This is a genomic window from Buttiauxella massiliensis (assembly GCF_902500225.1).
GTDB classification, from domain to species: domain Bacteria; phylum Pseudomonadota; class Gammaproteobacteria; order Enterobacterales; family Enterobacteriaceae; genus Buttiauxella; species Buttiauxella massiliensis.
Genome location: NZ_LR722672.1, coordinates 1 through 21,422, shown reverse-complemented (window position 1 = coordinate 21,422; position 21,422 = coordinate 1). Strand labels below are relative to the sequence as shown.

At 48.8% G+C, this 21,422-nt stretch carries 22 protein-coding genes, 1 pseudogene and 1 other annotated feature; of the genes and pseudogenes, 10 read left to right on the top strand and 13 right to left on the bottom strand.

Features of this window, described 5'->3' with window-relative positions; all coding sequences use genetic code 11:
* Positions 1 to 250 precede the first annotated feature (250 nt).
* The 3 genes from clpB to rluD form a co-directional block, all read right to left on the bottom strand.
* On the bottom strand, positions 251 to 2,824 hold the full coding sequence (clpB, locus tag GC128_RS22265) for an ATP-dependent chaperone ClpB (RefSeq protein ID WP_151996103.1): 2,574 nt from the start codon (positions 2,822 to 2,824) through the stop codon (positions 251 to 253).
* A 130-nt stretch (positions 2,825 to 2,954) separates the two neighbouring features.
* Positions 2,955 to 3,686 (bottom strand): purine nucleoside phosphorylase YfiH, encoded by a 732-nt coding sequence (gene yfiH, locus GC128_RS22260; RefSeq protein WP_151996102.1) that lies wholly within the window; start codon positions 3,684 to 3,686, stop codon positions 2,955 to 2,957.
* Complete coding sequence (gene rluD / locus GC128_RS22255) at positions 3,683 to 4,663, bottom strand: 23S rRNA pseudouridine(1911/1915/1917) synthase RluD (RefSeq protein WP_064513180.1); 981 nt, start codon at positions 4,661 to 4,663, stop codon at positions 3,683 to 3,685. The genes yfiH and rluD overlap by 4 nt, the downstream gene beginning before the upstream one ends.
* Before the next feature lie 130 nt (positions 4,664 to 4,793).
* Here rluD and bamD point away from each other — a divergent pair, with 130 nt between their 5' ends.
* From bamD to pheA, 4 genes are all read left to right on the top strand, one after another.
* Positions 4,794 to 5,531: an outer membrane protein assembly factor BamD gene (gene bamD, locus GC128_RS22250; RefSeq protein ID WP_151996101.1), complete on the top strand. Its 738-nt coding sequence runs from the start codon at positions 4,794 to 4,796 to the stop codon at positions 5,529 to 5,531.
* Positions 5,532 to 5,803: 272 nt separating this feature from the next.
* Positions 5,804 to 6,142, top strand: a complete 339-nt coding sequence (gene raiA, locus GC128_RS22245) for a ribosome-associated translation inhibitor RaiA (protein WP_064513185.1) — start codon at positions 5,804 to 5,806, stop codon at positions 6,140 to 6,142.
* A gap of 106 nt (positions 6,143 to 6,248) precedes the next feature.
* Positions 6,249 to 6,376: a sequence feature (Phe leader region), on the top strand.
* Positions 6,250 to 6,297 carry a pheA operon leader peptide PheL gene (gene pheL, locus GC128_RS23010; RefSeq protein ID WP_193216298.1) on the top strand — a complete coding sequence of 16 codons (48 nt, stop codon included), beginning with the start codon at positions 6,250 to 6,252 and terminating at the stop codon, positions 6,295 to 6,297. (Overlaps the previous feature by 48 nt.)
* A 21-nt stretch (positions 6,377 to 6,397) precedes the next feature.
* Positions 6,398 to 7,558, top strand: coding sequence for a bifunctional chorismate mutase/prephenate dehydratase (gene pheA, locus GC128_RS22240; protein WP_151996100.1), 1,161 nt, complete (start codon positions 6,398 to 6,400; stop codon positions 7,556 to 7,558).
* Positions 7,559 to 7,587: 29 nt separating this feature from the next.
* Here pheA and GC128_RS22235 read toward each other — a convergent pair whose 3' ends face one another.
* The 3 genes from GC128_RS22235 to aroF all read right to left on the bottom strand — a co-directional run bounded on the left by GC128_RS22235 (position 7,588) and on the right by aroF (position 10,742).
* Positions 7,588 to 8,463: an SMP-30/gluconolactonase/LRE family protein gene (locus tag GC128_RS22235; RefSeq protein ID WP_151996099.1), complete on the bottom strand. Its 876-nt coding sequence runs from the start codon at positions 8,461 to 8,463 to the stop codon at positions 7,588 to 7,590.
* A gap of 75 nt (positions 8,464 to 8,538) precedes the next feature.
* Positions 8,539 to 9,660 carry a bifunctional chorismate mutase/prephenate dehydrogenase gene (gene tyrA / locus GC128_RS22230; RefSeq protein ID WP_151996098.1) on the bottom strand — a complete coding sequence of 374 codons (1,122 nt, stop codon included), beginning with the start codon at positions 9,658 to 9,660 and terminating at the stop codon, positions 8,539 to 8,541.
* An 11-nt stretch (positions 9,661 to 9,671) separates the two neighbouring features.
* A complete protein-coding gene (gene aroF / locus GC128_RS22225) occupies positions 9,672 to 10,742 on the bottom strand; it encodes a 3-deoxy-7-phosphoheptulonate synthase AroF (RefSeq protein ID WP_034457310.1) in 1,071 nt (356 codons plus the stop codon).
* A 253-nt stretch (positions 10,743 to 10,995) separates the two neighbouring features.
* On the opposite strand from aroF, the gene GC128_RS22220 reads away from it, so the two are divergent.
* Complete coding sequence (locus GC128_RS22220; RefSeq protein ID WP_151996097.1) at positions 10,996 to 11,382, top strand: DUF2799 domain-containing protein; 387 nt, start codon at positions 10,996 to 10,998, stop codon at positions 11,380 to 11,382.
* 57 nt (positions 11,383 to 11,439) lie between these two features.
* Here the strand turns inward: GC128_RS22220 and rplS are convergent, their stop codons facing one another.
* From rplS to ffh, 5 genes and pseudogenes are all read right to left on the bottom strand, one after another.
* Positions 11,440 to 11,790, bottom strand: a complete 351-nt coding sequence (rplS, locus tag GC128_RS22215; protein WP_064513203.1) for a 50S ribosomal protein L19 — start codon at positions 11,788 to 11,790, stop codon at positions 11,440 to 11,442.
* Positions 11,791 to 11,830: 40 nt separating this feature from the next.
* Positions 11,831 to 12,599, bottom strand: a pseudogene (trmD, locus tag GC128_RS22210) (tRNA (guanosine(37)-N1)-methyltransferase TrmD).
* A 45-nt stretch (positions 12,600 to 12,644) separates the two neighbouring features.
* Positions 12,645 to 13,193, bottom strand: a complete 549-nt coding sequence (gene rimM / locus GC128_RS22205) for a ribosome maturation factor RimM (RefSeq protein WP_064513207.1) — start codon at positions 13,191 to 13,193, stop codon at positions 12,645 to 12,647.
* A gap of 18 nt (positions 13,194 to 13,211) precedes the next feature.
* Positions 13,212 to 13,460, bottom strand: coding sequence for a 30S ribosomal protein S16 (gene rpsP / locus GC128_RS22200; protein ID WP_064513208.1), 249 nt, complete (start codon positions 13,458 to 13,460; stop codon positions 13,212 to 13,214).
* A gap of 113 nt (positions 13,461 to 13,573) precedes the next feature.
* Positions 13,574 to 14,935, bottom strand: coding sequence for a signal recognition particle protein (gene ffh, locus GC128_RS22195; protein WP_064513209.1), 1,362 nt, complete (start codon positions 14,933 to 14,935; stop codon positions 13,574 to 13,576).
* Between the two features lie 297 nt (positions 14,936 to 15,232).
* Here ffh and GC128_RS22190 point away from each other — a divergent pair, with 297 nt between their 5' ends.
* Together GC128_RS22190 and GC128_RS22185 are read left to right on the top strand one after the other, a co-directional pair.
* Complete coding sequence (locus GC128_RS22190) at positions 15,233 to 16,021, top strand: cytochrome C assembly family protein (protein WP_151996096.1); 789 nt, start codon at positions 15,233 to 15,235, stop codon at positions 16,019 to 16,021.
* Between the two features lie 26 nt (positions 16,022 to 16,047).
* Positions 16,048 to 17,337, top strand: coding sequence for an HlyC/CorC family transporter (locus GC128_RS22185; RefSeq protein ID WP_151996095.1), 1,290 nt, complete (start codon positions 16,048 to 16,050; stop codon positions 17,335 to 17,337).
* 54 nt (positions 17,338 to 17,391) lie between these two features.
* Here the strand turns inward: GC128_RS22185 and grpE are convergent, their stop codons facing one another.
* Positions 17,392 to 17,976, bottom strand: a complete 585-nt coding sequence (gene grpE, locus GC128_RS22180) for a nucleotide exchange factor GrpE (protein WP_034459893.1) — start codon at positions 17,974 to 17,976, stop codon at positions 17,392 to 17,394.
* Between the two features lie 129 nt (positions 17,977 to 18,105).
* On the opposite strand from grpE, the gene nadK reads away from it, so the two are divergent.
* The 3 genes from nadK to bamE all read left to right on the top strand — a co-directional run bounded on the left by nadK (position 18,106) and on the right by bamE (position 21,297).
* On the top strand, positions 18,106 to 18,984 hold the full coding sequence (gene nadK, locus GC128_RS22175; RefSeq protein WP_151996094.1) for an NAD(+) kinase: 879 nt from the start codon (positions 18,106 to 18,108) through the stop codon (positions 18,982 to 18,984).
* A gap of 86 nt (positions 18,985 to 19,070) precedes the next feature.
* A complete protein-coding gene (gene recN, locus GC128_RS22170) occupies positions 19,071 to 20,732 on the top strand; it encodes a DNA repair protein RecN (RefSeq protein WP_151996093.1) in 1,662 nt (553 codons plus the stop codon).
* Positions 20,733 to 20,955: 223 nt separating this feature from the next.
* Positions 20,956 to 21,297 carry an outer membrane protein assembly factor BamE gene (bamE, locus tag GC128_RS22160; RefSeq protein ID WP_034457332.1) on the top strand — a complete coding sequence of 114 codons (342 nt, stop codon included), beginning with the start codon at positions 20,956 to 20,958 and terminating at the stop codon, positions 21,295 to 21,297.
* A 35-nt stretch (positions 21,298 to 21,332) separates the two neighbouring features.
* Here bamE and GC128_RS22155 read toward each other — a convergent pair.
* The coding region (locus tag GC128_RS22155) for an integrase core domain-containing protein (RefSeq protein WP_151993624.1) at positions 21,333 to 21,422 on the bottom strand (90 nt) is incomplete at its 5' end.

Sequence of the window (21,422 nt, the reverse complement as noted above, 5' to 3'; positions counted from 1 at the left end):
ATTACGCTTTCCTCTTTCAGAGTCAAGCGTTTATTTTCGCTTTTCATCTGGCTGACGAGCCGGTTTGTAAGCCGTTGTGCCGTGTCAGTGGAGGCGCAGTATAGGGATTTTCTGGAAGCTGACAAGTATAAAATTCAAAAAGCTTATCGATCGATTGTTTTTCATTCAAAATACATATCAAGGGCTCACTGTCGCCTGGTTTTTAAACAAAAACGAGCCCCTAAGGGCCCGTTTTTGTCTTTTCTGTGACTTACTGCACTGCCACAATATGATTATCTTTTACTGTCAGATGCACAGTTTTACCAGGAATCAGCTCTCCAGAGAGGATTTGCTGAGCCAGTGGGTTCTCTATTTGCTGCTGGATAGCGCGTTTCAACGGCCTTGCACCATATACTGGGTCGTAACCATTCTCGCTAAGCAGCTTCAACGCATCCTCAGAGATAGTGACTTCATAGCCACGCTCTTCAAGGCGTTTATACAAACGCTGCAACTGAATCTGCGCAATAGAAGCAATGTGTTTCTCACCTAATGGGTGGAATACCACGACTTCATCTATACGGTTGACGAACTCTGGCCGAAAGTTCTGACTAACAACACCAAGAATCAGATCCTTCATATGACCGTAGTCCAACTCACCGAAGCGCTCCTGAATTAAGTCAGAACCCAGGTTAGAGGTCATAATCACAACCGTATTACGGAAGTCGACCGTTCTCCCCTGGCCATCGGTCAGTCGGCCATCGTCCAGCACCTGTAATAAGATATTGAACACATCTGGGTGTGCCTTCTCAACTTCATCCAACAGAATGACAGAGTAAGGACGACGACGAACAGCTTCTGTCAGATAACCGCCCTCTTCGTAACCAACATACCCAGGAGGCGCACCGACCAAACGAGAGACCGAGTGTTTTTCCATAAACTCGGACATATCGATACGTACCATTGCGTCATCGCTATCAAACATAAAGTTTGCCAGCGTTTTGCACAGCTCAGTTTTACCAACACCGGTAGGCCCAAGGAACAGGAACGAACCAATCGGACGATTTGGGTCAGACAAACCAGCACGGCTACGACGAATTGCGTTTGATACTGCCTCAACAGCCTCATTCTGCCCGATAACACGAGTATGAAGTTGTTGCTCCATTCTCAGTAGTTTGTCTCGTTCACCTTCCAGCATTCGAGCCACAGGGATCCCAGTCCAACGTGCCAGCACTTCCGCAATTTCTGCGTCAGTCACTTTGTTACGCAGCAGCCGCATGGTTTTGCCTTCACTCTGAGTTGCAGCCACAAGTTGTTTCTCAAGCTCTGGAATCTTCCCATACTGCAATTCAGACATACGAGCCAGATCGCCTACGCGACGAGCCTGTTCAATGGCAATTTTTGCCTGTTCCAGCTCCGCTTTAATCGTCTGCTCACCAGAAAGTGAAGCTTTCTCAGCCTTCCACTCTTCTTCCAGTACTGAATATTCACGTTCTTTCTGCCCTAATTCTTCCTCAAGCATACTCAAACGTTTTTGGCTCGCTTCGTCAGACTCTTTCTTCAATGCCTGCTGTTCCAGTTTTAGCTGGATGATTCGGCGATCAAGACGGTCTAACTCTTCTGGCTTCGAGTCAATTTGCATACGAATGCTGGAAGCCGCTTCATCGATAAGGTCGATGGCTTTATCCGGCAACTGACGATCGGCAATATATCGATGCGATAGAGTCGCAGCCGCAACAATAGCCGGGTCAGTAATCTGCACATGGTGGTGCAGTTCGTAACGCTCCTTCAACCCACGCAAAATTGCGATGGTATCTTCGACTGAAGGCTCTGCAACGAACACTTTCTGGAAACGGCGCTCAAGTGCCGCATCCTTCTCTATATACTGACGATATTCATCAAGTGTGGTCGCACCGACGCAGTGAAGTTCACCGCGAGCCAGTGCCGGTTTGAGCATGTTGCCCGCATCCATTGCGCCATCGGCTTTACCTGCGCCAACCATAGTGTGCAATTCGTCAATAAACAGAATGACGTTACCTTCCTGTTTAGAAAGGTCATTCAACACACCTTTAAGACGTTCTTCGAATTCGCCACGATATTTCGCACCGGCCACCAGCGCGCCCATATCCAGGGCCAAAACCCGGCGACCTTTCAAACCTTCTGGCACTTCGCCATTAATAATACGCTGTGCCAGGCCTTCAACGATGGCGGTTTTACCCACACCTGGTTCACCGATTAATACCGGGTTGTTTTTGGTACGGCGCTGCAATACCTGAATAGTACGGCGAATTTCTTCATCACGGCCAATCACTGGATCGAGCTTGCCTTGTTCTGCACGCTCGGTCAGATCGACGGTATATTTTTTCAATGCCTGACGTTGGTCTTCGGCACCTTGATCATTCACGTTTTCGCCTCCACGCATTTGCTCAATTGCTGCTGTCACATTTGCCGTGGTAGCACCTGCTGATTTCAGTAAATCAGTTAATGTTCCGCGCGATTCAAGTGCTGCCAGAACAAATAATTCTGACGAAATAAAGTTGTCATTTCGTTTTTGCGCCAGTTTGTCGCACAGGTTTAATGCTCGGACTAAATCCTGCGAAGGCTGGACATCACCGCCCGTTCCTTCAACTTGTGGTAAACGGCTTAAAGCTTGCTCGATATCCGTACGTAACTTGCCAGCATTAACGCCAGCAGAGGTCAGTAACGGACGCACAGATCCGCCTTCCTGATTGAGCAGTGCGCTCATCAAGTGAAGGGGTTCGATAAATTGGTTGTCTTGCCCGAGAGCTAAGGATTGGGCATCAGCGAGAGCAAGCTGGAATTTATTAGTAAGACGATCCAGACGCATAACTCCTCCTATATACAGGTCAAATTTGCTACTGGAGATTAAATGAGGTCATCCCTCAATTATTCAAGGTTAATGACCTGAAATATTTGGAGCGTTAGTTACCCGCACTGAATCGTCTTGATTCGATAGGTTATATCAGCCAAATGAAACTTGCCATACGGCCTGTGGTTCTGTCGCGTCGATATGAGAAAAAATCACCCGCTTCGCTGTAAGTGCAACGGTCACCACCATAAATATGGTTAATGCCCGCGGCAGACAAGCGTTGGCGTGCCAACGTGTAGATATCAGCGATGTATTTTTCCCCTGACGGGCGAAATGCGCGATCAGCCTGAAGATCTTTAGCCATAAACGCTTCACGCACTTCAGGGCCGACTTCAAATGCTTCAGGGCCGATAGCCGGGCCAAGCCATGCGATGATATTTTCTGGCGCATCTTTAAAACAGGCGATGGTTTCTTCAAGCACACCTTCGCACAAACCACGCCATCCCGCATGAGCAGCAGCAACCTCAGTTCCTGCCTTATTACAGAATAGCACTGGCAAACAATCTGCAGTCATTACTGCACAAACGGTGCCCGGTATTGAGCTATAAGAAGCATCAGCGCGCTTAGACAAATATGGCCCGCCCGTGAGTTTTAACACTTCTGTACCGTGTACCTGCTCTAACCAAACAGGTTTCGAAGGCAACGATGCAGCAGCATAAAAAAGACGGCGGTTTTCTTCGACATCATCCAGGTTATCACCGCAATGGGCTCCCAGATTAAGCGAATCGTAAGGCGGTAGACTCACACCGCCAATACGTGTCGAACTGCAAGCAGCCACTCCTTCAGGGAGCGGCCACTGCGGGACGATCAATTTGCTCATAGCCAGTCCAGTTGATCCTTATGGATTTCTGTATCAGCACGTAATGCTTCAATCAGTTCAACCATATCCTGAGGAATCGGCGCATGCCACTCCATCAACATACCGCTGATCGGATGGTGAAGACGTAACATGGTTGCATGAAGAGCCTGGCGGTCAAACTTACGCAGCACGCTAACAAACTCTTCCGACGCACCTTTTGGCGGGCGTGGACGGCCACCGTAAAGCTGATCGCCAACTAATGGATGAGTGATATGCGCCATGTGCACACGAATCTGGTGAGTACGACCTGTTTCCAGACGCAGACGCAGACGAGTGTGTACGCGGAAATGTTCCATGATTCGGTAATGCGTAACAGCTGGCTTACCCATAGGATGCACAGCCATATGGGTGCGCTTGGTCGAATGGCGACTGATTGGCTCGTCTACCGTGCCACCCGCAGTCATATGACCAATCGCAACTGCTTCATACTCACGCGTGATTTCACGTAATTGCAAAGCTTCAACCAGGTGAGTTTGCGCAGGAACAGTTTTCGCAACAACCATCAAACCGGTCGTGTCTTTATCCAGACGATGCACAATACCCGCACGCGGTACATCAGCAATCGGTGGGTAGTAATGCAATAGTGCATTCAGGACGGTCCCATCAGGGTTACCCGCACCAGGATGCACAACGAAATCACGCGGTTTGTTAATCACCAGAATATCGTCATCTTCATAGACGATATTGAGCGGGATATCTTGTGGTTCCCAGCGCGCATCCTCTTCGATTTCAGCGTTGATAGTGACGCTTTCGCCACCCAACACTTTCTCTTTCGGTTTGTCGCTGATATTGCCATTGACCAGCACACGCTGATCAAGAATCCATTCTTTTATACGCGAACGTGAATAATCCGGGAACAATTCGGCCAAAGCTTGATCTAAGCGTTGACCGAGTTGAGATTCGGACACAGTTGCGGTGAGTTGTACTAGTTGTGCCATAGACAGCTTCTTCGTTAACGTTGGGTTTTACGGCAATGCCGTTTAATATAGTGTGCTATTGTAGCTGGTCTTTATCGGGAGCTGGTACTGCGAGCCTCCCGGATAACATTCTGAGGAAAGTCAAAACGTCATGACGCGTATGAAATATCTGGTGGCAGCAGCCACGTTGAGCCTGGCTTTGGCTGGTTGCTCCAGTTCCAAGGATGAGGTTCCTGATAATCCACCTTCTGAGATCTATGCGACTGCGCAGCAAAAGTTGCAGGACGGTAACTTTAAAGCGGCGATAACGCAACTGGAAGCGCTGGATAACCGTTATCCGTTCGGGCCTTACTCGCAGCAAGTGCAGTTAGATCTTATTTACGCTTACTATAAGAACGCTGATTTGCCACTGGCTCAGGCAGCGATTGACCGCTTTATGCGCCTTAATCCTACCCATCCAAACATTGACTACGTACTTTACATGCGTGGTCTGACGGACATGGCGTTGGATGATAGCGCATTACAAGGCTTCTTTGGCGTCGATCGTTCAGACCGAGATCCAGCTCATGCGCGTGATGCTTTCAACGATTTCTCTAAGCTGGTTCGTGGTTATCCGAACAGCCAGTATGTCACCGATGCCACCAAGCGTCTGGTGTTCCTGAAAGATCGTTTAGCGAAATATGAGCTTTCAGTGGCGCAATACTACACTAAACGCGGCGCGTGGGTTGCAGTAGTTAACCGTGTCGAAGGAATGTTGCGAGATTTCCCTGATACTCAGGCCACGCGTGATGGTCTGAAATTGATGGAAAATGCTTACCGTGAAATGCAAATGCCAGCCCAGGCTGACAAAGTTGCAAAAATTATCGCGGCTAATAGCAGCAACACCTGATTCACCAATTTATCAAAACAAAATGGCAGCCATATGGCTGCCATTTTTATTGCCTGAAATACGTAAACTGAAACGGTTTAGCGTCAGGTCATCCAATCAAATATGGACGCTATTTTTCACTTCCACAAGCTTTAAAAACAGAGATCCTGTCCTGTCTCACAAAAAGGGTTTACTGACAAAAAGTGACAAAATAATGTGACTTTCATCACACATTTTGACATTCAGAAAGGTATGCTGGAGTTACCAAGACGGGAATGACAAGAGGTAACTTTATGACAATGAACATTACCAGCAAACAAATGGAAATCACACCAGCTATTCGTCAGCACGTCGCAGACCGTCTAACAAAACTGGACAAGTGGCAAACTCATCTAATTAATCCACACATTGTTTTGTCCAAAGAACCGAAAGGTTTCGTGGCTGATGCCACCATTAATACGCCAAATGGCCAGCTCGTAGCGAGCGCCAAACACGATGATATGTATACGGCTATCAACGATTTGATCAACAAACTGGAGCGGCAGTTGAATAAAGTGCAACACAAGGGTGAAGCGCGTCGCACAGCAGGTTCAGTGAAAGACGTTGCTATCGCGGAAGTTGAAGAAGAGTAATCAATTTAGCCTTATCAACCATAACAACGCGCCTCCGGGCGCGTTTTTTATTGACAGAGCGAAAACAGACCGGGTACCTTACTTGTCTGACTAATCAGGAACCAACTATGAAATTATTTCCGTTTTTCTTCGCATTCTTTTTTACCTTCCCCTGAATGGGAGGCAATTCGTCGTGTGATAAAGAATGCGAAGACGAACAAACAAGCCTCCCGAAACCCGGGAGGCTTTTTTTATGGAATTCGAAAAGGTAGCGATATGAGTGAGACAAACCCATTGCTGGCACTGCGCGATAAAATTAGCGCCCTGGATGTAAAACTGCTGGCATTGCTGGCAGAGCGTCGCTTATTAGCTGTAGAAGTAGGCAAAGCTAAGCTTGCCACTCACCGCCCGGTGCGAGATATAGACCGCGAGCGGGACCTACTCGAGCGTCTGATTGCACTGGGTAAAACCCATAATCTGGATGCTCATTACATAACTCGCCTGTTCCAGCTAATTATTGAAGACTCCGTCCTGACCCAGCAAACGTTATTGCAGCAGCACCTTAATAAAACGAATCCACAATCAGCACGAATTGCATTCCTTGGCCCAAAAGGTTCTTACTCTCACCTTGCCGCTCGCCAGTATGCCGCCCGACACTTTGAACAATTTATTGAAAGCGGCTGTGCAAAGTTTCACGATATCTTTAATCAAGTCGAAACTGGTCAAGCAGATTACGCAGTCGTGCCGCTAGAGAACACCAGTTCTGGAGCAATTAACGATGTCTATGATTTGTTGCAGCACACCAGTTTATCCATCGTTGCCGAGATGACTGTGCCTATCGATCACTGCGTGTTGGTTAAAGGCACTACTGATATAGACACTATCCACACTGTGTATAGCCATCCGCAGCCTTTCCAGCAATGTAGCCAGTTCATCAATCGCTACCCAAACTGGAAAATTGAATATTGTGAGAGTACTTCTGCAGCCATGGAGAAGGTTGCTCAGGCGAACTCACCTCATGTCGCGGCATTAGGTAGCGAAGCAGGTGGCGCGCTGTATGGCTTACAAGTTCTGGAACGTAACCTGGCAAATCAGACGCAAAACATTACTCGTTTCATCGTCCTGGCTCGCAAAGCTGTTGAAGTGACTGACCAGGTTCCTGCTAAAACAACATTGCTAATGGCAACGGGTCAGCAAGCTGGTGCTCTTGTAGAGGCGCTTCTGGTTCTGCGTAATCACAATCTGATTATGACAAAACTGGAATCTCGGCCGATTAACGGTAACCCGTGGGAAGAGATGTTTTATCTGGATGTTCAAGCAAACCTGAACGATGAAGCAATGCATAAAGCCCTTCGCGAGCTGGGCGAAATCACCCGCTCGATGAAAGTACTTGGCTGTTATCCAAGTGAGAACGTGGTACCTGTCGACCCGGCGTAATACTGGCAGTAAGCCAGCGTAATGCTGGCTTACTGATTTTCTTTAAACTTCAGTTTTGGCATTCCCGCCACTGCGACTTCAAGCGTAAAAATCGCGCCGGACAGTGGCCTTTCCGCGACTTCAGCATCATCCATATTTTCTCGCGTAGTTGTGATGAATAGCGTTTTCATATCATCACCACCAAAACAGACCATCGTTGGGCAGCGTACGGGCAACTGATATTCTTCAAGTACATCACCATCAGGCGATAAACGCGCAATGCGGTAACCGTCAAACAAAGTCGTCCAATAGCAACCTTCTGCGTCAATTGCCGCACCGTCAGGAATCCCCTGCCCCGGCTCGAAACGTTTGAACACTTCGCGCTGACCAGGTTCACCTTGTTCATCTAACGGAGTTCTGTAAATCACACGGTTCGGTGTGTCTGATGTGAACATCCATTTTTTATCTGCACTAAACGCCAGACCATTAGCACCATGGATATCATGCTGGATGACGTGCGATGTCAGATCGATATCCACACGGCAAAGCAATGCACCGTTGTAATCACCCGGTCCCCAAAATGTTCCGGCATAAAAACGCCCATCCCGGTCAGTTCCCCCATCGTTAAAACGAGCTAATACAGGGTTATTAGGGTTGTCACAGACTTTTCGAGTAATAAGCCCGGTGCGGTTGGTCAAATAAATTCCGCTTCGCAGCGCGACAATAAAACCGCCCGTTTCGCATAATGCAAAACATCCAACCTCTTCGGAAAACTGAATCACATCGTGTTTTTTGCTTTCGATGTTATAGCGATGCATTTCGTTTTCGAGAATGTCCGTCCAGTAGAGGCAGTTTTCCTCAGCACTCCAGGTGGGGCATTCAGGTAAGTGACCGATGTAATCGAACAGAACTTGCGGCTGTGCCATTTCTCTATCCTTTTCGCCAATAAAAAAAGCCAACGAGTTTCCCCGATGGCTTTCAATTATAAAACGTTTTCACCGTTACGGACGGCTGTCATTTGCCTGGCGTAATAAAGTGCGGCTTTCACTCTGGAAGCGCTGTGCGTAATCGCCAAACCAGTGCTCAACCTTACGGAAGCTGTCGATAAACGCTTGCTTATCACCATGTTCCAGTAGGCCAATTGCCTCACCAAACCGCTTGTAGTAACGCTTGATCAGATCCAAATTGCTTTCTGAGGACATAATGATGTCTGCATAGAGTTGCGGGTCCTGAGCAAATAAGCGCCCGACCATTGCCAGCTCCAGGCGATAAATCGGTGAAGAAAGCGCCAGCAACTGCTCAAGCTGAACATTCTCTTCCGCCAGATGCAGGCCATATGCAAAAGTTGCAAAGTGGCGCAGCGCCTGAATAAACGCCATATTCTGATCGTGTTCAATGGCCGTTGAGCGATGTAAACGTGCGCCCCAAACCTGAATCTGCTCCAGGAACCACTGATACGCTTCCGGCTGGCGACCATCACAATAAACAACGACTTGCTTCGCAAGGCTCCCACTATCAGGCCCAAACATCGGGTGTAACCCGAGAACCGGGCCCTGATGTGCAGCCAGCATGGCTTGCAGAGGACCGTTCTTCACCGATGCCAGATCGACCAAAATACAGTCTGCCGGGAGTGATGGTAACTGAGCAATAACTTGCTCAGTAATATGAATCGGGACGCTGACAATCACCATACCTGCATCAGCCATCAACTCAGGTGCTTTAGCCCAGTCTTCTTTTTCAAGAATTCGAACCTGATAGCCAGACAGCATGAGCATTTTTTCAAACAAGCGCCCCATCTGCCCACCACCACCGACGATAACAACCGGGCGCAGAGCAGGAAATAGCGTTTTAAAACCTTTGTCATTCTCGCTTGAGTAAGACTCTCGCATTACGCGGCGCAGTACGTCTTCAATCAGATCAGGTGGAACCCCTAACGCTTCAGCTTCTTTACGGCGAGAAGCCAGCATTGCCGCTTCTCGTTCCGGCACATAAATCGGTAAACCGTACTGGCTTTTGACTTCGCCAACTTCCGCTACCAGTTCAAGGCGGCGTGCCAGTAGCCCCAGCAACGCCTTATCCACTTCGTCAATTTGATCGCGCAGCGCGGTCAATTCAGCCACCATAGTAAAACCTCTTATGCCTGACGCGCCGCAAGCGTACCGTTCAGATCCTGATGAATCTCGCGCAGTAAAGTCTCAGTGGTTTCCCAATCGATGCATGCATCTGTTACAGAAACACCGTACTTCATCTCACTGCGTGGTTGCTCTGAAGATTGATTACCCTCGTGGATATTACTTTCAATCATCAGGCCAATAATCGAACGGTTACCATCTTTAATTTGAGCGACAGCTGATTCAGCCACGCCCGGTTGGCGGCGGTAGTCTTTGTTTGAGTTGCCATGGCTGCAATCTATCATCAAGGCTGGGCGGAGTCCTGCCTGTTCCATCTCTTTTTCACACTGCGCGACATCTGCCGGGCTGTAGTTAGGTGCTTTGCCGCCACGTAAAATCACATGACCATCAGGGTTACCCTGAGTTTGCAGTAAGCAAACCTGACCTGCCTGGTTAATACCGACAAAACGGTGTGGCATAGATGCGGCGCGCATTGCATTAATTGCGGTGCCCAGGCTGCCATCAGTACCATTTTTGAAGCCAACCGGCATTGAAAGGCCTGAAGCCATTTCACGGTGAGTCTGGGACTCAGTAGTACGCGCACCGATTGCCGACCAGCTGAACAGATCGCCCAAGTATTGCGGGCTATTTGGATCAAGCGCTTCGGTTGCCAGCGGCAGCCCCATGCTCACCAACTCTACAAGCAGTTGACGAGCAATTTTCAAACCGCCTTCGACATCAAACGAGCCATCCATGTGCGGATCGTTGATAAGCCCTTTCCAGCCCACAGTAGTACGTGGTTTTTCAAAATAGACGCGCATCACGAGGTACAGACTATCGCTAACTTGTTCAGACAACGTTTTAAAACGACGAGCATATTCAATCGCGGTTTCCGGGTCGTGGATCGAGCAAGGTCCACACACCACCAACAGACGAGGATCACGGCCCGCGATAATGTTGGAAATCGTCTGACGGGACTGTTCGATCTGCGCTTCTTGAGCTGCTGTCAGCGGGAACTCTGCTTTCAGTTGATCCGGAGTGATTAATACTTGTTCGTCAGAAATATGAACGTTGTTCAGCGCGTCTTTTTGCATGATGGCGATCCTGTTAGCTCGTTTGCGATAGTCGTTTCCTCAGTGAGGATGCAACTACATTACCAGTTTTAGTAAAGATTGCAATCCATATTACGTAAACAATACGTTACATCACTAAAATAATTGCCGCTTAAAGCACATTAAACACCGACATATGTAAAGTTAATTATACACACTTACATAAACACGCTTCTTTTTCGCGTAAACATGCATTCAATGAAATAGCCTCTATGCTCAGAGAATACTCTTTGAAATGGATATTCCCACCATGCGTTACATCGCCTTAATTCCGATATTATTCCTGTCGGCCTGTTATGTTGATCCTTACACACATGCTCCCACCCCTGAGCCTACCGACTGGTATCAAGCTGGCTGGGAGGATGCAATGTCCGGACAACCCATCAGAAGCAATCTGGTTATTTCACATATGCATAATGATGAGAACGTGGACCGCCAGGAATGGTTGAAGGGATATGCAGAAGGACAGCAGAGAATTTGCGATCCGAAGTTCTTACTAATTCTGGGGCAAAGCGGAAAGTCGTTTCCTGGCAGCTGTGAGAGCTTACCAGATGTTGCTGAGCGCCGAGCCCAATGGGAGAAAGGAAGCAATGAAGAGTTTCAGCGCTCATTTTTGCGCTAGACAAAAAAAGGGCTGCCAGATGGCAGCCCTTGATATGGATGTCGCGCTAGCGAAATCTTACTTAGTCAGACGCTCTTTAATACGAGCAGACTTACCAGTACGCTCACGCAGGTAGTACAGTTTAGCTTTACGAACGGCACCACGACGTTTAACAGCAATGCTGTCGATTACTGGGGAGTGAGTCTGGAATACACGCTCAACACCTTCGCCGTTGGAAATTTTACGAACAGTGAATGCAGAGTGCAGACCGCGGTTACGGATAGCGATAACCACGCCCTCAAATGCCTGCAGACGTTTTTTAGAACCTTCAACGACCCATACTTTCACTTCCACGGAATCACCCGGACGGAATGAAGGTACATCCTGTTTCATCTGTTCTTGTTCAATTTGCTTAATAATGTTGCTCATAATTTTGTCTCTTATCCTGGGTAAACTGATAATCGGGGGCTTACGCCATCCCATCATGTTTATGTTGCTGTATTTGCGTGTTCCCGTTGGAACTCCGCCAGCAACCTTGCTTGCTCTTCAGTCAGAGCCAGGTTTTCCAGAAGTTCAGGTCTTCTAAGCCAGGTACGGCCCAGCGACTGTTTCAGGCGCCACCGGCGAATCTGAGCATGGTTTCCCGACAGTAAAACTGGCGGAACCTCCATGCCTTCTAACACTTCAGGACGGGTATAGTGTGGGCAGTCCAACAATCCATCGACAAACGAATCTTCGATTGCTGATGACTGATGCCCCAAGACTCCCGGAATAAACCGAGAAACTGAGTCAATCAGTACCATTGCTGGTAATTCACCACCACTGAGAACGTAATCGCCGATTGACCATTCTTCATCAATTTCGGTTTGGATTACGCGCTCATCTATCCCTTCATAACGACCACAAACCAGAATTAACTTCTCATTTGTTGCCAGTTCACTGACGCCTTCTTGATCAAGCTTGCGTCCCTGAGGTGACAGATAGATAACCTTAGCACCTTCCCCTGCCGCTGCTTTCGCTGCGTGGATGGCTTCCCGCAAAGGATTTACCATCATGAGCATACCCGGTCCGCCGCCGTAAGGACGATCGTCCACGGTACGGTGCCGGTCATAAGTGAAGTCTCGTGGACTCCAACTCTGGATGCTCAGCAGGCCATTTTTTACAGCCCGGCCAGTTACCCCGAAGTCGGTAATTGCGCGGAACATCTCTGGAAACAGGCTAACTACACCAATAAACACAAGCCAATCCCCATTACGCCGACTTTTACCGTTAATCCGGAGGTTTTAAAAACCAGGATCCCAATCTACTTCAATCGTTTGAGTAGCGAGATCGACTTTCTTGATAACCTGCCCATCGAGGAACGGAACCAGCCGCTCCTTGATACCGAACGCATCTTTCAGGTTTGCCTTAATGACGAGAACGTCATTTGAGCCGGTTTCCATCATGTCGATGACTTTACCGAGCTGATATCCTTCAGTAGTGACAACCTGGCAACCCATAAGGTCTTTCCAGTAGTAATCACCCTCTTCGAGATGAGGCAATTGCGTTGAATCGACGACAATTTCGCAATTGGTCAGAAGATTCGCGGCATCCCGGTCGTCAATACCTTTCAGCTTGATGACCAGATCCTGATTGTGGTGCTTCCAGCTTTCCAGCTGTACTTGCTGCCACTGACCCGCCTTCTGGATAAACCAGGGCTGATAGTCAAAAATGCTATCGGCGTCTTCGGTGGAAGAAAACACTCTGAGCCAACCACGAATCCCATAGCAGGAACCCATCTTGCCCAACACGATTGGGTTAACAGGAGCCTTTACAGCGAGTTGATTGCTCATCATGACCACCGTGACAGATTAAGCTGCTTTTTTTGCTGCTTTGATCAGCGCAGATACGCGATCAGAAACGGTTGCGCCTAAGCCAACCCAATGCTCGATACGATCCAGATCCAGGCGAGTTGCCTCGTCTTTTTCACCAGCGATAGGGTTGAAGAAACCGACGCGCTCGATGAAGCGACCGTTACGTGCATTACGGCTGTCAGTAACAACAACCTGGTAGAACGGACGCTTTTTAGCGCCGTGACGTGCTAAACGAATAGTTACCATAACATCCTCTTTAGTGAATAAAACATCGGGCCCCATCGAGGGATGGAGCCCGGTGTCATATTAAAAGCCCGAAAATTTTACTCATTTCGGCGCAAAATGCAATCTAAATGAGCTTAACGACCTGGGAAACCTGGTGGCATCATACCTTTCATGCCGCGCATCATTTTCGCCATTCCGCCTTTCTTCATCTTTTTCATCATGCGTTGCATGTCATCAAACTGCTTGAGCAGACGGTTGACATCTTGCACCTGCATACCCGCACCCATCGCGATACGACGTTTACGTGAACCTTTGATAATCTCTGGCTGCGCACGCTCTTTGAGCGTCATGGAATTAATAATGGCTTCCATACGTACCAGGACTTTGTCATCCATTTGCGACTTAACGTTATCCGGCAATTGCCCCATTCCTGGCAATTTGCTCATCATACTCGCCATGCCGCCCATGTTTTTCATCTGCTTGAGCTGGTCAAGGAAATCGTTGAGATCAAACCCATCGCCCTTTTTCAGCTTGCTGGCTAATTTTTCAGCCTGAGCACGGTCAACTTTGCTCTCAATATCTTCGATAAGCGACAGAACATCGCCCATTCCCAGAATACGAGAGGCAATACGATCCGGGTGGAAAGGCTCCAGCGCTTCAGTTTTCTCACCCACACCGAGGAATTTAATCGGCTTGCCAGTGATATGACGGATAGACAGAGCCGCACCGCCACGCGCATCACCGTCGACTTTCGTCAGTACGACGCCGGTCAGTGGCAATGCTTCGTTAAAGGCTTTAGCTGTATTTGCCGCATCCTGGCCGGTCATGGCATCGACAACAAACAGGGTTTCAACTGGGTTAATCGCAGCATGAACCTGTTTGATTTCATCCATCATCGCTTCGTCAACGTGCAAACGACCGGCGGTATCCACCAGCAGCACATCAAAGAATTTCAGCTTCGCTTCTTTCAGCGCCGCATTAACGATATCAACAGGCTTTTGGCCGACATCGGACGGGAAGAAATCGACACCGACTTGTTCAGCCAGCGTTTCCAACTGTTTGATCGCCGCAGGGCGATAAACGTCGGCAGAAACCACCAGCACTTTCTTTTTGTGCTTCTCGCGCAGGAACTTACCTAATTTCGCGACGCTTGTGGTTTTACCCGCACCTTGCAAACCCGCCATCAGCACAACGGCTGGCGGCTGTGCTGCAAGATTCAGGCTCGCATTCTCTTCGCCCATCGCTGCAACCAGTTCGGTGCGAACGATTTTGACGAACTCCTGACCCGGGGTCAGGCTCTTGTTAACTTCATGGCCAACCGCTTTTTCTTTTACACGGCTGATAAAGTCACGTACCACCGGCAGCGCAACGTCAGCTTCCAGCAATGCCATGCGCACTTCGCGCAGAGTTTCTTTTACATTCTCTTCAGTCAGCCGCCCGCGGCCGCTGATATTGCGCAATGAGCGCGACAGACGGTCAGTTAAATTATCAAACATTGTCTTTTGCCTAACGTGGTAACTTAGGGCCGCAGCTTGCGACACAAAACAGAATTTGGCGGATTATACCCTAAATAGTTCAAGTTGTGGGTAGGCGGCAAGGGAGCTTATCCCCAGGAGCTTACTAAAGTAAGTGAATGGGGTAAGTGAGTGCAGCCAACACCCCCATAACTTAAAGTATGACGGGTATATAACATGAAGCCGCCTTTGGTGTGATGCAACGGTTAGATTTGGAGCAGGCGGCAGGTAACGTTATACTGGTTTTTTTCTTCTCTGGCTAATTGACCGACACTTTATATGCCTGTTTTCGCCATCCTTGCGCTTGTAGCCTATTCCTGCAGCCTCGCGCTGATCATCCCGGGCCTGCTGACAAAAAACAGCGGGTGGCGCCGTTTCGCCATTATTTCGGCCGTTATAGCACTTGTAAGCCACGGTGTGGCGCTTGAGGCTCGGATATTTGCCGCCGATGGAGGTCAGAACCTCAGCTTGCTTAACGTCGGCTCGCTTGTCAGTTTGATGATATGTACCGTGATGACAATTGTAGCATCACGCAATCGCGGTTGGCTGCTGTTACCGATTGTTTACGCTTTTGCCTTAATCAATCTAGCACTTGCCACCTTTATGCCTAACGAATTCATCACACACCTTGAAGCTACACCAGGTATGATGGTGCATATTGGTTTGTCACTTTTTGCTTACGCTACGCTGATAATCGCAGCACTTTATGCGTTGCAATTAGCCTGGATTGACTATCAGCTCAAGAACAAAAAACTCGCCTTCCGAGCTGAGATGCCGCCGTTGATGAGCATTGAGCGCAAAATGTTTCACATCACTCAAGTCGGCGTTGTGCTACTAACGTTAACCCTTTGTACCGGTCTGTTTTATCTGAAAAATCTTTTCAGCCTGGAAAATGTCGACAAAGCGGTATTGTCGATTCTCGCGTGGTTTGTCTACATCGTTTTACTTTGGGGACACTATCATGAAGGTTGGAGAGGTCGCCGTGTAGTCTGGTTTAACGTCGCTGGCGCTGCAATTCTGACACTCGCCTATTTTGGTAGCCGCGTCCTGCAACAATTTGTCGGCTAATGTTGTCTTTTTAAAGGAACACCCTTTTGGAACAGATCTCAACGACTACGTTGATTGTCACATTGATCATCATGGTAGTCGTTTCAGCGTACTTCTCCGGCTCTGAAACCGGCATGATGACGCTTAACCGTTATAAGTTGCGTCATCTTGCCAAGCAAGGTAATCGCGCCGCTAAACGGGTGGAAAAACTTCTTCGTAAACCAGACCGCCTGATTAGCCTGGTACTCATTGGTAATAACCTGGTCAATATTCTGGCCTCAGCCATCGGCACCATCGTCGGCATGCGTTTATACGGCGATGCTGGCGTTGCTATCGCCACCGGTATCCTCACTTTCGTGGTGCTGGTTTTCGCCGAAGTATTGCCAAAAACTATCGCCGCGCTGTATCCAGAAAAAGTCGCCTTCCCAAGCAGCTTCCTGCTCGGCCCACTGCAAATCCTGATGATGCCCCTGGTGTGGTTACTGAACATCATCACGCGTATGTTGATGCGCCTTATGGGTATCAAAAACGTCAGCACCGTCAGTAGCGCGCTAAACAAAGACGAATTACGTACTCTGGTGCATGAATCACATTCGAAGATTTCTCGCCGCAACCAGGACATGCTGCTTTCCGTGCTCGATCTGGAAAAAATCAGTGTCGACGACATCATGGTGCCGCGTAATGAAATTGTTGGCATCAACATCAACGACGACTGGAAATCCATTGTTCGGCAACTGACACACTCCCCACACGGGCGCATCGTGCTCTACCGCGACACTCTGGATGATGCAATCAGTATGCTGCGTGTGCGTGAAGCCTACCGTCTGATGACGGAAAAGCAGGAGTTCACCAAAGAAACGCTGCTACGTGCCTCTGACGAGATTTATTTCGTGCCGGAAGGCACACCGCTCAGCGTGCAACTGGTTAAATTCCAGCGCAATAAAAAGAAAGTCGGCCTGGTGGTCGACGAATACGGTGATATTCAGGGGCTGGTCACGGTAGAAGACATTCTTGAAGAGATTGTCGGTGATTTCACCACTTCCATGTCACCAACGCTTGCTGAAGAAGTGACGCCGCAAAACGATGGTTCCGTAATTATTGAAGGCAGCGCTAACGTTCGTGAAATCAATAAAGCCTTCAACTGGACGCTGCCAGAAGACGAAGCCCGCACCGTAAACGGTATGTTGCTTGAAGAACTGCAAGAGATACCGGCTATCGACACCCGCGTGCGCTTAAGCAACTACGATATTGATATTCTTGATGTGCAAGACAACATGATTAAGCAAGTGCGAGTGACCCCGGTGACGCCACTACGACAAAGTGTTGAACAGAAATAGAAACAAAAAAGCCAGCCTCGAAGGCTGGCTTTTTATTTAAAGCAATTGGGCGAATTACGCTTTTGCTTTCGCAACAGAAACCATTGCTGCACGCAGTGTGCGACCATTCAGGGTGTAACCCTTCTGCATCACCATCAGTACATGGTTTGGTGCTACATCTTCAGATTCAACCATCGCAATTGCCTGATGCACATCTGGGTTGAATGGAACGTTGGTTTCGCCAACCACATCCACACCAAATTTGCGCACCACATCCAGCATCGATTTCTGAGTTAATTCGATGCCTTCAATCATGGCGGCCAAATCAGTGTTGGACTTATCAGCCACTTCCAGAGCACGGTCAAGGCTGTCGATAACAGGCAGCAGTTCGTTGACGAATTTGTCTAAAGCGAACTTGTGCGCCTTTTCAATATCGAGTTCGGTGCGGCGACGGAGGTTTTCCATTTCCGCTTTGTTGCGTAACGCCAGGTCACGCTCGCGCTGCTGAACTTCTTCCAGTTGCGCTGTTAAATCGGCAATTTGTTCATCGCGCGGATCAACCACTTCGGCACCCTCTACGGCCTCGACTTCTTCGTGGCTTTCCATTGCAATTTCGTCCGAGACTTGCTCGTCTGGTGTTTTCTGATCTTTACTACTCATGAATTTCTCCGCGTTTTTAGCATTCATCTCGCTGGTTCGCTTATTATGGGGATCAGTTTCCTGGATTCAAGGGAACGTGACATATTGTCATAAATGACTGCATCTCTGCGTATAAGGACCATCGGCATAATGAACAAACATTTCAACTGCATTGGTATTGTCGGGCACCCTCGTCACCCCACAGCCCTCACCACGCATGAAATGCTGTATCGCTGGCTATGTACCAAGGGCTACGATGTCATTGTTGAGTCGCAAATTGCCCAGGAACTTAACCTCAAAAACGTGAAAACCGGCACATTGGCAGAAATTGGTCAGCAGGCCGATCTCGCCGTTGTGGTTGGTGGTGATGGCAATATGCTTGGCGCAGCCCGCGTTCTTGCTCGCTATGATATTAAAGTTATTGGCATCAACCGTGGCAACCTGGGTTTTCTAACCGACCTTGACCCAGATAATGCCCAGCAACAGCTGGCGGATGTCCTTGAGGGGCATTACATCGCAGAACGCCGTTTCTTGCTTGAAGCCCAAGTTTGCCAACAAGATACCCCAACGCGCCTGAGCACAGCCATCAACGAAGTCGTTCTGCACCCTGGCAAAGTGGCGCACATGATTGAATTCGAAGTCTATATCGATGAGATCTTTGCCTTCTCGCAACGCTCTGACGGGCTAATTATCTCTACGCCAACCGGCTCAACAGCCTATTCTCTATCGGCGGGTGGGCCGATTCTGACGCCGTCGCTTGATGCCATTACCCTGGTGCCAATGTTCCCGCACACGCTGTCTGCCCGCCCACTGGTGATTAACAGCAGCAGCACTATCCGTCTGCGGTTTTCACATATGCGTAGCGACCTGGAAATCAGCTGTGACAGCCAGATTGCGCTGCCAATTCAGGAAGGTGAAGACGTACTGATTCGCCGCTGCGATTACCATCTGAACCTTATCCACCCGAAAGATTACAGTTATTTCAATACATTGAGCTCAAAACTCGGATGGTCAAAAAAATTATTCTAAAAAGCGGCTCGGGCTCTTTACTGTATATAAAACCAGTTTATACTGTATGAAAACACAGTCATGTCTTTTCATACAGGAAAGCTATTATGCTGGCACAACTCACCATCAGTAACTTCGCAATCGTTCGTGAACTGGAAATTGATTTTCACCACGGTATGACCGCCATTACCGGTGAGACGGGTGCTGGCAAATCTATCGCGATTGATGCCTTAGGGCTGTGTCTCGGTGGCCGCGCTGAAGCAGATATGGTGCGCCGTGGTGCCAGCCGTGCCGACCTCTGCGCTCGTTTCTCCCTGAAAGATACCCCTGCAGCCCTGCGTTGGCTGGAAGAAAACCAGCTTGATGATGGGCGCGAGTGCTTATTGCGCCGTGTTATCAGCAGTGATGGTCGTTCACGCGGCTTTATTAACGGCACTGCCGTTCCCCTTTCGCAACTGCGTGACCTCGGCCAGATGCTGATTCAAATTCACGGTCAGCATGCGCACCAGCTTTTGTTGAAACCTGAGCATCAAAAAAACCTGCTCGATGGTTATGCCGGGGAAACTGCCCTCTTGCAGCAAATGGCAGAACGCTACCGCGATTGGCATCAAAGCTGCCGAACTCTTGCACAGTATCAGCAACTTGCTCAGGAACGTGCATCACGTACTGAACTGCTTAATTACCAGCTCAAAGAACTCAATGAATTCTCACCTGTCGCAGGTGAATTCGAACAAATCGATGAAGAGTACAAACGGCTGGCAAACAGCGGGCAACTGATTTCTACCAGTCAACAAGCGCTGGCAATCCTTGCCGATGGCGAAGACAACAATCTGCAAAGCCAACTGTATACCGTGCGCCATCTGATGGAAGAATTAGCGGGAATGGACTCAAAACTATCTGGTGTATTGAATATGCTGGAAGAGGCCAACATTCAGATTTCAGAAGCCAGCGATGAGTTACGCCACTACTGCGACCGACTGGATCTGGACCCAAACCGTTTGTATGAGCTGGAGCAGCGGATCTCCAGGCAAATCTCGCTGGCACGCAAACACCACATTGCACCGGAAGAATTGCCGGCTTTCCACCAGCAACTGCTAGAAGAGTTGCAGCAGCTCGACGAGCAGGCCAGCTCTCAGGACGAACTGATGCAGGCAGTGACTCTCCATCATCAGCAAGCACTGAGTATCGCGCATGAATTACATCAACGCCGTGCACATTACGCTGCCGAGCTTTGCGAATTGATTACCGAAAGCATGCATTCGCTATCAATGCCACACGGCAAACTGGCTATCGACGTAGAGTTTAACGAAAATCACCTAACCGCCGAAGGTGCAGACCGCATTGATTTCCGTGTAACAACTAACCCTGGCCAGCCATTACAACCATTGGCAAAAGTGGCGTCAGGTGGTGAGCTTTCACGTATTGCTTTGGCCATTCAGGTGATCACGGCGCGTAAAATGGAAACCCCGGCCTTAATCTTCGATGAAGTGGACGTTGGGATCAGCGGCCCAACCGCCGCAGTGGTAGGCAAATTACTCCGCCAGTTGGGCGAGTCCACGCAAGTCATGTGCGTAACCCACCTGCCGCAGGTTGCCGGTTGTGGGCATCATCACTTCTTTGTCAGCAAAGAAACCGATGGTGAAATGACGGAAACCCATATGCAGGCGTTGGATAAACGCTCACGCCTGCAAGAGCTGGCTCGTTTGCTCGGTGGCAGCGAAGTCACACGCAATACACTTGCCAACGCAAAAGAGTTACTGGCAGCTTAACGGCTATTGTCGATGCACATTATGCAGTGCATGATATGCATCGTTCAAAAAACAAGCATTCCGCTAGCATATTGTTAATTGAGCAGGTTTTAAGCCAACTTTTTTGCCGAACCAGGGTCAGAGTTAAGCGCCTTAATGTTTTAAACTGCGTAAAGGTTTATTATCATCGGCATATTATGAATGAGCCATGTGCTGCTCGGGCCCGAAAAGGAATCAAATCACTATGCGCTGTAAAACGCTGACTGCTGCCGCAGCGGTTCTTCTTATGCTGACCGCAGGCTGTTCCACTCTGGAGCGAGTGGTTTACCGCCCCGACATTAACCAGGGGAACTACCTGACACAGAACGATGTGTCAAAGATTCGTACTGGCATGACTCAACAACAAGTTGCGTATGCTCTGGGTACACCAATGATGACCGATCCATTCGGTACAAGTACCTGGTTCTATGTTTTCCGCCAGCAACCGGGGCATGAAAATGTCACTCAGCAAACGCTGACGCTGACCTTCAACAGCAGCGGTGTGTTGACCAACATCGACAACAAGCCAAAGCTGGAAAAAGAATAATGACTAGTCCTGATATAGGTTGACACTTTTCAGCCTTAAAATGCCTGATGAACTTCATCGGGCGTTTTGTATTTTAACGACAGATGCGGACGCCGGGTATTGTAGATTTCTACCGACTCCCTGAC

What these genes read in the sequence shown, in the direction of transcription:
- clpB (WP_151996103.1), bottom strand. Translation starts at nt 2,824, where the DNA reads ATGCGTCTGGATCGTCTTACTAATAAATTCCAGCTTGCTCTCGCTGAT.
- yfiH (WP_151996102.1), bottom strand. Translation starts at nt 3,686, where the DNA reads ATGAGCAAATTGATCGTCCCGCAGTGGCCGCTCCCTGAAGGAGTGGCT.
- rluD (WP_064513180.1), bottom strand. Translation starts at nt 4,663, where the DNA reads ATGGCACAACTAGTACAACTCACCGCAACTGTGTCCGAATCTCAACTC.
- bamD (WP_151996101.1), top strand. Translation starts at nt 4,794, where the DNA reads ATGACGCGTATGAAATATCTGGTGGCAGCAGCCACGTTGAGCCTGGCT.
- raiA (WP_064513185.1), top strand. Translation starts at nt 5,804, where the DNA reads ATGACAATGAACATTACCAGCAAACAAATGGAAATCACACCAGCTATT.
- pheA (WP_151996100.1), top strand. Translation starts at nt 6,398, where the DNA reads ATGAGTGAGACAAACCCATTGCTGGCACTGCGCGATAAAATTAGCGCC.
- GC128_RS22235 (WP_151996099.1), bottom strand. Translation starts at nt 8,463, where the DNA reads ATGGCACAGCCGCAAGTTCTGTTCGATTACATCGGTCACTTACCTGAA.
- tyrA (WP_151996098.1), bottom strand. Translation starts at nt 9,660, where the DNA reads ATGGTGGCTGAATTGACCGCGCTGCGCGATCAAATTGACGAAGTGGAT.
- aroF (WP_034457310.1), bottom strand. Translation starts at nt 10,742, where the DNA reads ATGCAAAAAGACGCGCTGAACAACGTTCATATTTCTGACGAACAAGTA.
- GC128_RS22220 (WP_151996097.1), top strand. Translation starts at nt 10,996, where the DNA reads ATGGATATTCCCACCATGCGTTACATCGCCTTAATTCCGATATTATTC.
- rplS (WP_064513203.1), bottom strand. Translation starts at nt 11,790, where the DNA reads ATGAGCAACATTATTAAGCAAATTGAACAAGAACAGATGAAACAGGAT.
- rimM (WP_064513207.1), bottom strand. Translation starts at nt 13,193, where the DNA reads ATGAGCAATCAACTCGCTGTAAAGGCTCCTGTTAACCCAATCGTGTTG.
- rpsP (WP_064513208.1), bottom strand. Translation starts at nt 13,460, where the DNA reads ATGGTAACTATTCGTTTAGCACGTCACGGCGCTAAAAAGCGTCCGTTC.
- ffh (WP_064513209.1), bottom strand. Translation starts at nt 14,935, where the DNA reads ATGTTTGATAATTTAACTGACCGTCTGTCGCGCTCATTGCGCAATATC.
- GC128_RS22190 (WP_151996096.1), top strand. Translation starts at nt 15,233, where the DNA reads ATGCCTGTTTTCGCCATCCTTGCGCTTGTAGCCTATTCCTGCAGCCTC.
- grpE (WP_034459893.1), bottom strand. Translation starts at nt 17,976, where the DNA reads ATGAGTAGTAAAGATCAGAAAACACCAGACGAGCAAGTCTCGGACGAA.
- nadK (WP_151996094.1), top strand. Translation starts at nt 18,106, where the DNA reads ATGAACAAACATTTCAACTGCATTGGTATTGTCGGGCACCCTCGTCAC.
- recN (WP_151996093.1), top strand. Translation starts at nt 19,071, where the DNA reads ATGCTGGCACAACTCACCATCAGTAACTTCGCAATCGTTCGTGAACTG.
- bamE (WP_034457332.1), top strand. Translation starts at nt 20,956, where the DNA reads ATGCGCTGTAAAACGCTGACTGCTGCCGCAGCGGTTCTTCTTATGCTG.